Below are 13959 nucleotides of genomic sequence, written 5' to 3'. Positions count from 1 at the left end.
TCGATGTATTGCTTACTTGATGCCCAGCCAGGCGTCCACCGCTGGGCCATTCTCTTGAACCCAGGCCCTGACCACGTCTTCCGGCTCCTTGCCGTTGACCACGACCTCAAAGGTCCAGGCCGAGACGTCATCGGAGTTCAGCTCCATATTGGCAAGCAGTTTGGCTGCGTCCGGTGCGCGTTCTTCAAGCGACTTCGAATGAGCGATGCGAACGGATTTGACGGAGTCGCCCGATGTGATTTTCGACTTGTCGTACCAGTCCGCGTCGGCGTCCGGCTGCACGATCTTGTAGGTTTCGGGATCGTGCTCCGGCTCTTCCAGCATGGTCACGTCGTAAAGGGCATGCACATAGTGAGGCTTGTAGCAGTAAAACACTGCGCCTTTCTTTTGCGCGACAACGTCCTTGAGCTTGGCATAGAAGACCGTTTCGTCTTCCGTGCCGGGCTCAAGGAATGTCTCAATCCCGTAGTCGCGGGCTTTGACCTTGTGGACATTGGTGGATGCCCAGCCGGATGCGCCGACCCAGATCTCACCTTTTCCGTCACCATCTGCATCGAACAGTTCCTGGGCTTCAGGCGTGGCAAGATCGAACACGGATTTGATGTTATGCTCTTCCGCCATGTAGCTCGGGACACAAAAGCCGGAGCGGCCTTCATAGGCGCCGGACGAAAGGCCGACCGTGCCTTTCCCGTCGACATATTCGTCGGTCAGGCTTTTCTGGTTCGGCAGCCAGACATCCGGATGCACGTCAATGTCTCCGCGTCCGCCGTCCATCGCCGCAAAAATCACCGGATTGGTGCCCGGCACCAGTTCTGCCTGGCCGCCGAGTTTTTCCTCAATGACCACCTTGATCAGATTGGCGATGATCTTTGCGCCCGGCCAACTCGGTTCCCCGATCATGACGGTGTCGGATGCGGCATGTGCGCTAAGGCTCGTTGTTGCGGCGAAACATGCCGCGAGTATGAGTCTCTTCATTCTTATGTTCCCTTCTTCTCTAATGCTCTTCCCTGTTTAAAACTGCCTATGCCCTCGCTCGTTCACGTTTCGGATCGACAAAGGGTATGCCGGTAATGGTCGCTGCCAGCCGTTTGCTGTGCCCGTCAAGCTGCCCGACCTCGATTTGTGTCTGCTCCTGTGCGTGCTCGACCGCAATGCGCGCCATTGCGATTGCACAGCCGAGCTGCGGCGAGCGTGTTGCGCTCGTTATCGTGCCGACCTGCTGACGGCCGATGAGGAGCGGGTCGCCGTGCTGTGGCACTTCATTGCCGTCGAACAGGAGACCGACAAGTTTGCGGCGCGGCGCGGCGGCGTTGCGTTCAAGGGCCTCCCGGCCGATGAACGGACCTTTTTTCATGTCTACCGCAAATCCAAGTCCGGCCTCATAGGCATCCGTATCGGCTGTGAATTCGGCGCCAGCGGCCATGAAACCGGCTTCGATCCGGATGGTCGCCAAGGCGTCGAGGCCCATGGGCGTGATACCAAGGTCCGCACCCGTCTCCATCAGTGTATCCCAGATTGTCAGCGCCGCATCCTGCGTGCAGAAAATCTCGTATCCAAGCTCGCCGGTAAATCCGGTGCGCGTCAGCATGAAGGCCGGACCGTTGCGGTCGCGCAGGCGGGCGATGGTAAAGCCGAACCATTTGACGGCTTCAAGGGCAGGTTGATGGGGTTGCGTGAAGACGACGCGTTCCAGAAGTTCGCGGCTCTTTGGTCCCTGCAGGGCAAGGTTCGGCATGGACGAGCCGTGGGCCTTGATCCATACCTTCAATCCGTCCTGTTCAGCCGTCTCGCGCAGATGGCGTGCGCTCTCCTCCGAGCCGCAGCACCAGCGAAACAGGTCCGGCGCCAGCCGGAACAGCGTCCCGTCATCAAGGACCGTGCCGCTATGCGAGGTGACCAGGGCATAGACACCCCGGTTGACAGACAGCCGGGCAATGTTCCGCGACAGGCATTTTTGCAGCAGCCGCTCGGCATCCGGTCCGACAATGTCGTATTTGAGCAGCGACGACATGTCCTGGATCGTCACCGCATTCCTGCAGGCCCAGTATTCGTCTATGGCGCGTGTACTTTCGAAACTGGTCGGAAGCCACAGATCCCGCGCCACCTGAAACGAACGTGTCAGTGCACTCGTGCGCGCATTGAATGCGCTCTCACGGGTCATGGAAACCTCGCTGTCGTTGAATGGCCGATGGGCAATTGCCCGCCTGATGGGGCGGTCCGGCTTGTAAATACGCACATGAATATCCGTGGGATTCCAGCCATTGATCGGGTCGATATCGTCCGGGCAGGCCGTGCTGACGCACACAAGGTCCGTCAGCGCGCGCATGGTCACATGGTCGCCGGGCCGTGAACAGGCTTCATCGATCCGCAATCGGTTGTCGGTTGGAAGTATGCTGGAGTTAAAGAAAAAATTGATGGCCGGCCATGCGCTTCGCTTCGCAATCCCATAGGGTTCGAAAACCCCGGAAATATTGTCGGAGCAATTCAGATGGCCCGGAAAGCCGCGCTCCTCGTAGCCGCGCGCGGTGCAGGCCAGGGCAAAGGTATCGTGCCGCCCCACCGTGTCCTGTACAACCGACAGAAGCGGCTGCATATCCTGATCGAGAAACTTGTCGAACAATCCGGGGCCGGGATAGGCGCCTCCCGAAAAGGTGCGGGTGACCGTTGAATCGATGTAACGCTCGACGCCGTTTTCCAGCGCATCCGCCCGCATGGCCATGAAGTCTGAGCACTGCCGGCCCTGGACGTCGATGATCTGGACAAAATCACCCTTGCGAATCTCGTAGGCGCGTGCGGTGCCGCTGTCGACACGGAATTCATCGCGGATTTCTCCGATGGGATCGGGCAGTTCCTGCCTGTTCACTGCGCGTTTGATCTCGGCAAGGAAGGTGCCTCCGCCGCCTGCAAGGATCGTCTCCTCGCTGACAGGTGCGGCAAGCCAGACGGTGCATGCACCGCTCACCCGGATCGTGAAGCGTTCGGCTGCCGGTGTTTGCCTTGAAAACACCCGGGTGAATTCAATCGCCGGCAGGTCGAAACCGTGCGCCTGAAGCCAGCCGCCAAGCTGGGTGCGGTCAAACCCGACCGGCGCCTCGACCGGGCCGTCTGGCCGTTCAAGCCCCAACCCGGACAGTGCGTTGGCACCGTCATTTCCCAGCGCCGCAATGAGGATCGTTGCACCGCCATCGATGTTCGTGATTGTAATCAGATCACCGGCATCTGCCTTGAGCATCCGGGCTTCACCGCAGCGCACTTCAAGGCTGGCGTTTGCCGCGTCGCCGGAAAAACCGACATACCGGATACCGGGTGTGTGTAAGCCGCCGGAACTTGGGGCGAATACCTGCACAATCATGTCCTCGCCGAGTAGTCGGCATTGATGTAACCGGTTACACATTAAGATGGAAACGGTTACATGAGTCAATGACTTTGCGGTTAAATATGTTAGTTGTGACGCCAGAGGGCTGTGAATGTCTGGAAATTTGCTCGCGGGTCGGGCGAAGGGGGCAGGGGCTTTGATGAAGAAAACCGGCGTGCGCGGATTGGCTCAGGCAACCGGTTTGTCGGTTGCGACGATCTCGCGCGTCCTCAACAACGCCGACAATGTCAACAAGGACACGAGAGAGCGGGTGCTCGAAGCGATCAGGGCCGCCGGATACAAACCCAATCCGGCGGCAAGGGCGCTTGCCACGAAACGCACCCGAACGATCGGCGCGGTGGTGCCAACGCTCGCGCACTCGATTTTCGCTCGGTTTCTCAACGCGGTGGAGCGGGAACTGGCCCAGTTCGGCTACGCGCTGGTCATCGCCACAACGGAGGGCGAGCCGGAAGCCGAGGAACGCCGTGTCGGCGAATTGATGGATATGGGCGCCGAAGCCCTGATCCTTTCCGGCGCCGAACACAGCCAGGCTCTGCTTGCACGGCTTGATGCAGCCGGCGTTCCGGCCGTGTGCACCAGCGTGTGCGAGACTGCCAACGGTCTTCCCGCAGTCGGTTATGACAATTGCGATATTGGGCGTGCGGCCGTCACTCATCTGGCATCAGTTGGCCATCGCCGCATCGCCGTCCTGCACGGCCCTAAATCGGACAATGACCGCACGCGGCTCAGAATTGCCGGTGTGGAGAACGGTGCGCGCCGGGCCGGCGTGTCGGTAATCCTGCAGGAAACGGCGCTGGACGTTGAAGGCGGTGTTGAAGGCGCGCGCGCACTTCTTGATGGCACCCAGGATTTCTCCGCCGTCCTTTGTCTCTCCGATGTGATTGCGCTTGGTGTTCTCTTTGAATGCAACCGGCGCGGTCTGACCATTCCGAAAGATATATCCCTCATGGGGTGTGATGATCTTGACTGGGCCGCCAACAGCACGCCGCCGCTCACCACCGTGCGCCTGCCGACGGCCCGCATGGGCGCCTTGGTGGCGACGTCACTGGCCGGGTTGCTTGACGAGGACAAGCCGATCCGCACGGCAAGGCTGGAGGCTTCAATTGTTGAGCGCGCATCGGTGGCAAGCCCGGCTGAATGACGCCGAGTTAGCCTCAATGAACGTTGATTTTGCCGGGCAATCGCGCTTCTGGTTCCCTGTGTTTGACAGCGCTGGTCCTCCCGGCGTGCCAGTGGGTTTTCTATTACCTTGAACTTAATGGTGCCGCCCAATGGCGCCGGTACAACAAGAATGCTTATATTGCGACACGCCATATGGCGATTATTCTGTCTTGAGGGAGGCGTTTGATGGGCGCAGATGGACACGATTTGGAACTATCGCCCCATGTCTCCGACGAAATACGCAAAACCACCTGCTACATGTGCGCGTGCCGTTGCGGCATCAATGTCCATATACGCAGCGGCGAGGACGGTCAGCCGAAAATCCGTTACATCGAGGGCAACCGGGATCATCCGATCAACAAAGGTGTCCTGTGCGCCAAGGGATCGGCCGGCATCATGCAGCACTATTCGCCGGCCCGGCTCAACAAGCCGCTGCTGCGCACGGGTGAGCGCGGCTCGGGCGAGTTCAAGGAAATCGAGTGGAGCGAGGCGCTATCGCTTGCAGGCGAATGGTTGGGCGAGGTCCGTCAGCGTGACCCGAAAAGGCTGGCCTTCTTTACCGGTCGCGATCAGAGCCAGTCGCTGACGGGCTGGTGGGCGCAGCAATATGGTACGCCCAATTTTGCCGCCCATGGCGGTTTTTGTTCCGTCAACATGGCGGCGGGCGGCATCTATACGTTCGGCGGTGCGTTCTGGGAGTTCGGCGCGCCGGACTGGGAAAAGACCGAGCTGTTCATGATTTTCGGTGTTGCCGAGGATCACGATTCAAACCCGATCAAAATGGGCCTGGGCCGCCTGAAGGAACGCGGCGTCAAGGTGATCGGCGTCAATCCGGTACGCACCGGCTACAATGCCGTTGCCGATGAATGGGTCGGCATTACCCCAGGTACGGATGGCCTGTTTATCCTCGCCATGGTTCATGAGCTGCTCAAGGCGGGAAAAATCGATGTCGACTATCTCATTCGCTACACCAATGCGCCCTGGCTGGTCATTGACGATGAGGGCGCGGCCGATCATGGCCTGATTGCCCGCAACGAAGCCGGAGAGCCGCTGGTAATGGACCGCGGCACGGGCAATTGCGTGTCTTCAAAGGAGGCTGGCGTGAAGCCGGCCCTGAAGGGCAGCGCAACGCTCGCCGATGGCCGCAAGGCCCGGCCTGCATTTGAGTTACTGGCGGAAAAATATCTGAGCGATGACTACGCCCCGGAGAATGTGGCTGATGCCACCGGCGTTCCCGCGGCACAGATCCGCAGGCTGGCGGCGGAAATCGCCGAGGCGGCTTTCGAGAAGGAAGTGGTCGTCGAACAGCCCTGGACCGATATGAAAGGCGAGAAGCACGATCGTATGATCGGACGGCCGGTCGCCTTCCACGCCATGCGTGGGATATCGGCCCATTCCAACGGCTTCCAGACCTGCCGGGCTCTGCACATGCTGCAGATCCTCCTGGGTTCGATCGACTGTCCCGGCGGCTTCCGCTTCAAACCGCCTTATCCAAGGCCGGTCGAAGGACAACCCAAGCCGCATGCCGGCAATAAGCCGGGCGAACCGCTGCCCGGGCCGCATCTCGGCTTCCTGCGCGGTCCCGACGATATGCTGCTGGAGGAAGATGGCGTCACACCGCTGCGCATCGACAAGGCGTTCAGCTGGGATGCGCCGATGTCCTCTCACGGCCTGATGCATATGGTGATCTCCAACGCGCATGCCGGCGATCCCTACTCCATCGACGTGCTTTTCATGTATATGGCCAATATGTCGTGGAATTCCTCGATGAATTCCGACGGCGTGATGAAAATGCTTTCCGACAAGGACGCAGACGGCAATTACCGTATTCCGAAAATCATCTACGCTGATGCCTATAACTCCGAAATGGTCGCCTATGCCGATCTGGTGTTGCCGGATACCACCTATCTGGAGCGGCATGATTGCATCTCGCTGCTTGACCGCCCGATTTCCGAACCCGATGCACTTGCCGATTCCATCCGTTGGCCGGTTGTCGACCCGGCAACGCAGGGAAAGGGACGTGATGTACGCGGGTTTCAGTCCGTATTGCTGGATCTCGGCGCACGTCTTGGCCTGCCCGGAATGGTCAAGGAAGACGGCAGCGCGCTTTATGCCGACTATGCCGACTACATGGTCAATCACCAGCGTCGGCCGGGCGTTGGGCCGCTTGCCGGCTGGCGCGGGGAGAAGGGCGGAACCCACGGGCGCGGCGACCCCAATCCGGGCCAGATCAATCGCTACATCGAGAATGGCGGTTTCTTCGAGGCGCACGTTCCTGCCGAGGCGCAATACTTCAAGCACGCCAACAAGGCCTGGTCGGATTGGGCCATAGAGATGGGGCTGCAGGACGGTCCGGTGGAAAATGTCTTCCAGCTTTATCTGGAGCCGCTGCGCAAATTCCAGTTGGCGGCGGAAGGCCATGGAAAACGCCAACCGCCGGATACACATCGCGAACGCATAAAGGCCACGTTCGATCCCCTGCCGCTTTGGTATCCGCCCTTTGAGGGTGAAGGTATCTCGGAAGTGGAGTTCCCGCACCACGCGATCACCCAACGGCCGGCAGCCATGTATCACTCCTGGGGCTCCCAGAACGCCTGGCTGCGCCAGATTCACGGCACCAATCCGCTCTATGTGCCGGGCGCGATTTGCGATGAGGCCGGTCTTCAGGACGGTGACTGGGCCTGGGTCATATCCCACCATGGAAAGATCAAGGTGCCTGTGCGGCGCATGGAGGCGCTGAACGGTAAGACCATGTGGACCTGGAACGCGATCGGCAAACGCTCCGGCGCCTGGACGCTCGACGAAAACGCGCCCGAAGCCAAAGAGGGTTTCCTGCTGAACCATCTGATCCACGAATTGCTGCCGCCGAAGGCCGATGGGCTGCGCTGGTCGAACTCCGACCCGATCACCGGCCAGGCAGCCTGGTTCGATCTGCGGGTGCGCATCGAGAAGGCGGAGGCCGGCGACAATTCGGTCTCCCTGCCGCAATATGCACCCCAGAAGGATGCTCTGGCGAAGCCGCCCGACGAACTTGCCTACGGGCATGAATGGGAGGAGATCAAATGACCAGTCTTCCCCAATCAACGGACAAGGCGCTTGGTCTTGTTATCGACCTTGACACCTGTGTGGGCTGCCATGCCTGCGTCATCAGCTGCAAGGAGTGGAACACGGGCGGTTATGGCGCGCCGCTTGCCGATCTTGATCCCTATGGCGACGAGCCGGTCGGCTCGTTCCTCAACCGTATCCATACATTCGAGGTCAGCCCAGAGGATGCGCCGGCCTCCATTGTTCATTTCCCGAAATCCTGCTTGCATTGCGCCGATGCGCCGTGCGTGACGGTCTGTCCGACGGGCGCCAGCTACAAACGGTCCGAGGACGGTATCGTCCTCGTCGATGAATCCATGTGCATCGGCTGTGGTCTTTGCGCCTGGGCCTGCCCCTACGGCGCGCGCGAGATGGACCCGGTCGAGAACGTGATGAAAAAATGCACGCTGTGTGTCGACCGCATCTACAACGACAATATACCGGAGGAAGACCGCGTTCCGTCATGCGTACGCACCTGTCCTGCTGGCGCGCGGCACTTTGGCGACCTGTCCGACCCGCAGTCGGATGTGTCACAGCTCGTTGCCGAGCGCGGCGGTATGGACCTGATGCCGGAAATGGGCACCGCGCCGGTCAATAAATATCTGCCGCCCCGTCCCAAAACCAAACCTGATAGCGCTCCGGTAGCCGCCCCGGCTGCACAGGAACCCCCCGGCGGGTTCCTCGGCTGGCTCGATCAGGCCCTCGAAAGGCTGGGGTAGGTCATATGCATCCGGCAATCTCCGTCATTTTCTTTACTGTCACCTCCGGAGCCGGTTTTGGCCTGATCGCAATGATCGGCGCCGGACTGCCGCTTCCGGCTGGTCTTGCCGCAGCGTTTTTTATTCCGCTGCTGGCGGCCGCCCTTTGCGTGGTCGGCCTGGTGTCCTCCACCTTTCACCTTGGTCACCCCGAACGCGCATGGCGTGCCTTTTCGCAGTGGCGGTCCTCATGGCTGTCGCGCGAAGGCGTCATGTCGGTGGCAACACTTGTCCTGTTCGCGCTTTACGCGCTCATCTGGATGATCAGCGGCGAACGGCCGCTCATTCTCGGTCTGCTTGTTGCGCTCGGCGCGCTGGTCACCGTCTATACGACGGCCATGATCTACGCGCAGCTGAAGACCGTACCGCGATGGAATACCGGGCTGACGCCCGCCTGCTATCTCTTGTTTTCGCTGGCCAGCGGCTTCCTTCTGGCCGCGGTGCTTAACGGACTGGCCGCTGGCGGATCGGGTGCCGCCGGAGTCGCCTTTGTTGCCATTCTTGCCGCATGGGCTTGCAAATATGCCTGGTGGAAACACGCCGAAAACGCCAGCCTTGAGCAGGCTGGCTCGACCGTTGAAACGGCAACGGGATTGGGCGCCATCGGCAAGGTGCGTCTGCTTGAGCGTCCGCACAGCGGCGAGAATTACCTGACGCGCGAGATGGTCCATGTTGTCGGCCGCAAACATGCGGCAAAGCTGCGAATGATTGCGCTCCTCGTCGGTGCAGCGCTTCCGTTGCTCATCGCGCTTGCCGTGTGGGTTTTCTCCGGCACGACGCTGTGGCTGCTTCCGGCATTCCTTTTGATGATGGCCGGTCTTTTTGTCGAGCGCTGGCTGTTCTTTGCCGAAGCCGAGCATGCGGTTTCGCTTTACTATGGTGGCGGGAACACTTAGAGCGGGTTTTTTTAGCCTCCACATCCGGAGACCGCCGTTAAATGATTCTTGCCCGCCTGGCGCCGGCGCTGTTCGTCCTTTTGTGGTCGACGGGCTGGATCTCCGCCCGTTACGCCGCGCCATATGCCGATCCGCTGACGTTCTTGAGCATACGCTACATAGCTGCCGCCGCGGCTTTGCTCACATTGTGTTTGGCGATGCGCGCAAACTGGCCGGCTTCCCCGGCGGCATGGGGCCATGCCATGGTTTCGGGCGTGTTGCTCCACGGCATTTATCTCGGTGGTGTCTGGTGGGCAATTGCTAACGGTGTGCCGGCATCCCTTTCCGGCCTTATTGCCGCTTTGCAACCACTGCTGACGGCATTGTCTGCACCGTTTATCGTGGGCGAACGCCTGACGCGGGGGCAATGGCTGGGTATTGTCCTTGGCCTGGCGGGTCTTCTGATAGCCATCGTTCCGCGCATCGTCATGCTGGAGACATCGCAAATCGTGACAGCGCTCATCCCCCTTGCGGTTAACATCGTGGGTATGTTTGGCGTAACGGCGGGCACGATCTATCAGAAGCGGTTTCTGCAATCAGCGGACCTGCGCTCGACCGTTACGCTCCAATATGTCGGTGCATTGGCCTTTACTCTGCCTCTGGCCCTGCTGCTGGAGGACATGCGCATGGTCTGGAATGTCGAAACCACGCTCACCATGCTGTGGTCCGTATTCGGCTTGTCCATAGGCGCCGTCGCCCTGCTTCTTTATCTGATCCGGCGGGGGCAGGTCTCGCGCGCAGCCTCCCTCATCTATCTTGTTCCTCCGGCGGTTGCGATCGAGGCCTTCCTGCTCTTCGGTGAAAGGCTCTCCGGGCCGATGATTGCCGGAACGATCATTGTGGTTGCGGGTGTCTATCTGACCAATCGGCCCGAACAGGCGTCGGCCTGAGCCTGAATTGCGCGCAGAATGTGCTCACCGTGGCCGATCGAGCCTGCGACCATATTTCGCTACGGTTGTATACCAAGACTGAATTTTCGACTTTCCACCCGCAATTGTTTCGTTATGATTGCCCTTAACTTTCCGTGGCTTGGCGGAAAGGAACCGTTTTAACGGAACGAGGGCCGGAAAAACCGGCCCATATCTATGGGAGTAATCAGAATATGTTTCCAAAACTCAAGATGGTGCTCGCCGCGAGCGTGGCCCTGGCAGGATTGTCGGGCGCAGCAACGGCAGCGGACGTCAAGTTCGGTTTCCTGGGCGGCGTTACCGGCCCGATCGAATCTCTCGTCCCGCCGATCATTGATGGTGCCAATCTGGCGGTGAAACATGTCAATGAACAAGGCGGTCTTCTGGACGGCAAGACCATTGAACTCATTGTCGCCGATACCACATGCGCCGATGCCACAAAGGCGGCCGACGCGGCCGACCGCGTCGTCAACGTTGATAATGTCGTGGCAATTGTCGGCGCCCTGTGCTCCGGCGCAACGATTTCCGCAGCAAACAATGCCGGTATTCCGGGTGGTGTTGCGATGATCTCACCGGCTTCCACGTCTCCGGCGCTCACCACGCTGGACGACAAGGGGCTTGTTTTCCGCACCGCGACGTCTGATGCCTATCAGGGTGGTGTACTGGCCCGGGTCGTTCAGGCTGCCGGCAAGAAGAATGTCGCCGTCACCTATGTGAACAACGACTATGGCAAGGGTTTTGCGGATGCATTTTCTGCTGCCTTCACAGCAGCAGGTGGCACCGTTGCCGCGTCCGAAGCGCATGAAGACGGCAAGGCTGACTATCGCGCCGAGATCGGTTCGCTTTCCGCAACCGGTGCTGAAGCATTGGTCATTCTGGCCTATGCCGACGGATCAGGTCAGACGGTCCTGCGGCAGGCGCTCGAAGGTGGCGATTTTGACGTCTTCTATGGTGGTGACGGTATGGTGTCTCAAACACTCGCCGACAATGTTCCCGCCGCAGGCGGCAAGATCATCATGACCCGTCCCTCGACGCCGGATCTGCCGGGTGCGGATGCATTCGCCGTCGCGGCATCGGCAGCCGATGTGGATGCCAACGGAACCTTTGTTTCCAACAGCTACGACGCAGCCTTCATTCTGGCCCTGGCTGCCGAGAAGGCAGGCAGCACCGATCGCGCCGCGATCGCTGCTCAGGTCAGCAGTGTCGCCAACGCTCCGGGAGAGGTAATCCTGCCGACCGAGTGGAAAAAGGCAAAAGAGCTGATCGCAGCCGGTAAGGACATCAACTACGAGGGCGCTGCCGGCCCGCAGTCCTTTGACGAAAATGGCGATGTGCCCGGTACATATGAGACCATTGCCATCGAAGACGGCAAGATCATGAGCACTGGTGTCGCCGAGTAAGGCGCTGCTTCAAATAAATTGAAAAGGCCCGGAGCGATCCGGGCCTTTTTTATGTTTGCATTAATGTCGCGCCTGACGTTCGGGCAACACTCCTTGCGGAGCGAACCGCAACACCAGCGTGATGGTCAGGCCGATGACGAACACCCTCATTTGCAGGGCGCGGCTGGCAAGGTCTGACGGCGGCTCCCAGCCCAGCCAGGCCTCGCCGTAAGTGCCGATCATGCTGAACAGCCAAAGGGCGACCGGCTCGGACATGACCCAAATGATATAAACAAAGACCGCGCCGAAAATCGCGCCGCGATTATTGCCCGAGCCGCCGAGGATCACCATCACCCAGACCAGGAATGTGTGGTTGAGATCGAGAAAGCCGGAAGGGTCGTAGATCGACGCGAAGTGGATCAGGACCGCCCCGCCGAAGCCCATCAGGACACAGCCGAGCACGAAGATCTCAAGCCTGCGGCGGTTGACGTTCTTGCCCATTGAAGAGGCTGCGTTTTCATTGTCGCGGATTGCCCGCATCATCCGGCCCCACGGGGCGTTATATGCGCGTTGAAGCAACAGGTAGATGATGACGATTGCGATTGCGACGACGGTCAGATAGGAGGCGCGGGCGAAGATGAACTCGCCGTCTGATGGCGTCTGGACGGGCCAGGGCAGGGGCGAAACGGTCAGCGTGCCACGGGTCAGCCAGTCGGCATTCTTGAGGAATGTCTTGATAATCTGGGCAATGCCGAGGGTCGCGATGGCCAGGTAGTCGGCGCGCAGCCCGAGGCATATCTTGCCGACAAACCATGCAATGGCGCCCGCAATGATCCCTGCGACGATCCATCCGACGACCACGGGCAAACCAAGTCCGCCCATCCAGCCGCTCGCGCTCTCGATCTCGTTGGACATGGCCGCCATGTGATCGGAAAGGACCAGATAGCTGATGGCAATCACGACGGCCGTCAGCAACGCACGCAGTTTTGGTCCCAATCCCCATGTGGCCGAACGGTTGACGGCCCACAGCGCCAGGCCGCAAAGCACCAGCTTGACGATGAACAGTCCAACCATGGAAGGCCCGGCAGAGGCCCAGAAATCCTCATTCCTGGGAAATGACATGATCATGGAGGTCGCGGCGCCCGCCGCGATGAAACCCATGATGCCGACATTAAAGAGGCCGGCATACCCCCACTGGATCGTCAGGCCGAGGGCGATGATGGCATAACATCCCGCCTCAACCATCATGCGCAGCGAATAGACGGGCCCCTGGCTGAGGAAAACAAAAAGGATCAGCACGCCGAGCGCCGCAAACAGCACGACATCCCGGATTGGTGAATACTGGGTCTCGGTGCTCATGTCAGAACCCTCCCGCGGAATATCCCGGTGGGCCGGTAGATCAGCACGATGATCAAGATCAGGAACGGCACCATCAACTTGTATTCGGTCGGTACCAGCGCCATGTTGTTGGGCACCTCGAACCACAGATCATCCTTGATCGGCCTGAGAAGGATCGACCAGTTGAAGACGGCCAGGGTCTCACAAAAGCCGACGAGGAAGCCGCCGGCGATCGCGCCATAGGGCTGGCCGATCCCGCCGACGATGGTTGCCGCAAAGATCGGCAGCAGGATGTTGAAGGACAGGTCCGGCTTGAGCGTAACGTCCATGGAAAGCAGCGTGCCGGCCGCACAGGCAAGCGCGCCGCCTATGATCCACGTCGCCCAGACCACATGGTTTGTGTTGATGCCGGTAATGCGGGCAAGCTCCGGATTGTCCGATACGGCGCGCATGGCCTTGCCAAGACGCGAACGCGTCAGGAACCAGTGCAGCACGATGACCGCGACAAGGACGAAGCCGACAAGGAGCACTTGCGGTTCTGTGATGATCACCGGCCGCGATGCGCCGGGAAAGGGTATGCGGAAGATTTCTTTCGGCGCTTCAAGGAACATGTCCCGCCCGCGCACGCCTGCAAAAAGCCGGATGATGCCCTGAAGCATCAAGGTCACGCCAACCGAGGCCATGACAAGGACAACCGGTCTGGCGCCGGCCTGCCGCAGCGGTTTGTAAAATGTCTTATCGAGACCGATGGCGAGGAACGCGGTGATCACCATCGCCGGAAACATTGCGACAAAGGCGAGCGGCACAGGTAAGACAATGCCGAGCGAAGCGAGGGCCGCCGTCAGGATCAGCGTCACAAAGGCGCCGAGGGTCATCATGTCCCCGTGGGCAAAATGCGCAAAGCGCAGGATGCCGAAGATCAGCGTTACGCCAACGGCGCCCAGCGCATAGATCGAGCCGATGATCAGGCCGGAGATGAGGCCCTTGTTTAGAAAAAATACGAGTTCGTTCAAATCGTCT

The 13959-nt window shown here is 60.0% G+C and carries 10 protein-coding genes; 6 read left to right on the top strand and 4 right to left on the bottom strand.

Going from position 1 to position 13959, the window contains the following annotated elements; translation table 11 throughout:
* Nucleotides 1-12: 12 nt before the first annotated feature.
* The gene (locus OQ273_RS14880) at nucleotides 13-975 is read right to left on the bottom strand and encodes an ABC transporter substrate-binding protein (protein WP_267991280.1); all 963 of its coding nucleotides are present in this window, start codon (nucleotides 973-975) and stop codon (nucleotides 13-15) included.
* Nucleotides 976-1021: 46 nt separating this feature from the next.
* Nucleotides 1022-3352: a trimethylamine N-oxide demethylase gene (locus OQ273_RS14875; RefSeq protein ID WP_267991279.1), complete on the bottom strand. Its 2331-nt coding sequence runs from the start codon at nucleotides 3350-3352 to the stop codon at nucleotides 1022-1024.
* A gap of 163 nt (nucleotides 3353-3515) precedes the next feature.
* Between OQ273_RS14875 and OQ273_RS14870 the strand changes: the two genes are divergently transcribed.
* The 6 genes from OQ273_RS14870 to OQ273_RS14845 all read left to right on the top strand — a co-directional run bounded on the left by OQ273_RS14870 (nucleotide 3516) and on the right by OQ273_RS14845 (nucleotide 11622).
* Entirely contained in the window at nucleotides 3516-4517 is a 1002-nt protein-coding gene (locus OQ273_RS14870) for a LacI family DNA-binding transcriptional regulator (RefSeq protein WP_267991278.1), read from the top strand.
* A gap of 206 nt (nucleotides 4518-4723) precedes the next feature.
* Nucleotides 4724-7603, top strand: a complete 2880-nt coding sequence (locus OQ273_RS14865; RefSeq protein WP_267991277.1) for a molybdopterin oxidoreductase family protein — start codon at nucleotides 4724-4726, stop codon at nucleotides 7601-7603.
* Nucleotides 7600-8340, top strand: coding sequence for a 4Fe-4S dicluster domain-containing protein (locus OQ273_RS14860; RefSeq protein WP_267991276.1), 741 nt, complete (start codon nucleotides 7600-7602; stop codon nucleotides 8338-8340). The genes OQ273_RS14865 and OQ273_RS14860 overlap by 4 nt, the downstream gene beginning before the upstream one ends.
* Before the next feature lie 5 nt (nucleotides 8341-8345).
* Complete coding sequence (locus OQ273_RS14855) at nucleotides 8346-9275, top strand: dimethyl sulfoxide reductase anchor subunit family protein (protein WP_267991275.1); 930 nt, start codon at nucleotides 8346-8348, stop codon at nucleotides 9273-9275.
* Nucleotides 9276-9319: 44 nt separating this feature from the next.
* Nucleotides 9320-10204, top strand: a complete 885-nt coding sequence (locus OQ273_RS14850) for a DMT family transporter (RefSeq protein ID WP_267993111.1) — start codon at nucleotides 9320-9322, stop codon at nucleotides 10202-10204.
* Between the two features lie 212 nt (nucleotides 10205-10416).
* The gene (locus OQ273_RS14845; protein WP_267991274.1) at nucleotides 10417-11622 is read left to right on the top strand and encodes an ABC transporter substrate-binding protein; all 1206 of its coding nucleotides are present in this window, start codon (nucleotides 10417-10419) and stop codon (nucleotides 11620-11622) included.
* A gap of 60 nt (nucleotides 11623-11682) precedes the next feature.
* Here OQ273_RS14845 and OQ273_RS14840 read toward each other — a convergent pair whose 3' ends face one another.
* Complete coding sequence (locus OQ273_RS14840) at nucleotides 11683-12849, bottom strand: branched-chain amino acid ABC transporter permease (RefSeq protein ID WP_425493420.1); 1167 nt, start codon at nucleotides 12847-12849, stop codon at nucleotides 11683-11685.
* 107 nt (nucleotides 12850-12956) lie between these two features.
* Entirely contained in the window at nucleotides 12957-13952 is a 996-nt protein-coding gene (locus OQ273_RS14835; protein WP_267991272.1) for a branched-chain amino acid ABC transporter permease, read from the bottom strand.
* Nucleotides 13953-13959 lie beyond the last annotated feature (7 nt).

Source organism: Hoeflea prorocentri (assembly GCF_027944115.1).
In the GTDB taxonomy this organism is placed as follows: domain Bacteria; phylum Pseudomonadota; class Alphaproteobacteria; order Rhizobiales; family Rhizobiaceae; genus Hoeflea_A; species Hoeflea_A prorocentri.
This window is presented reverse-complemented; position numbering and strand designations above follow the sequence as displayed.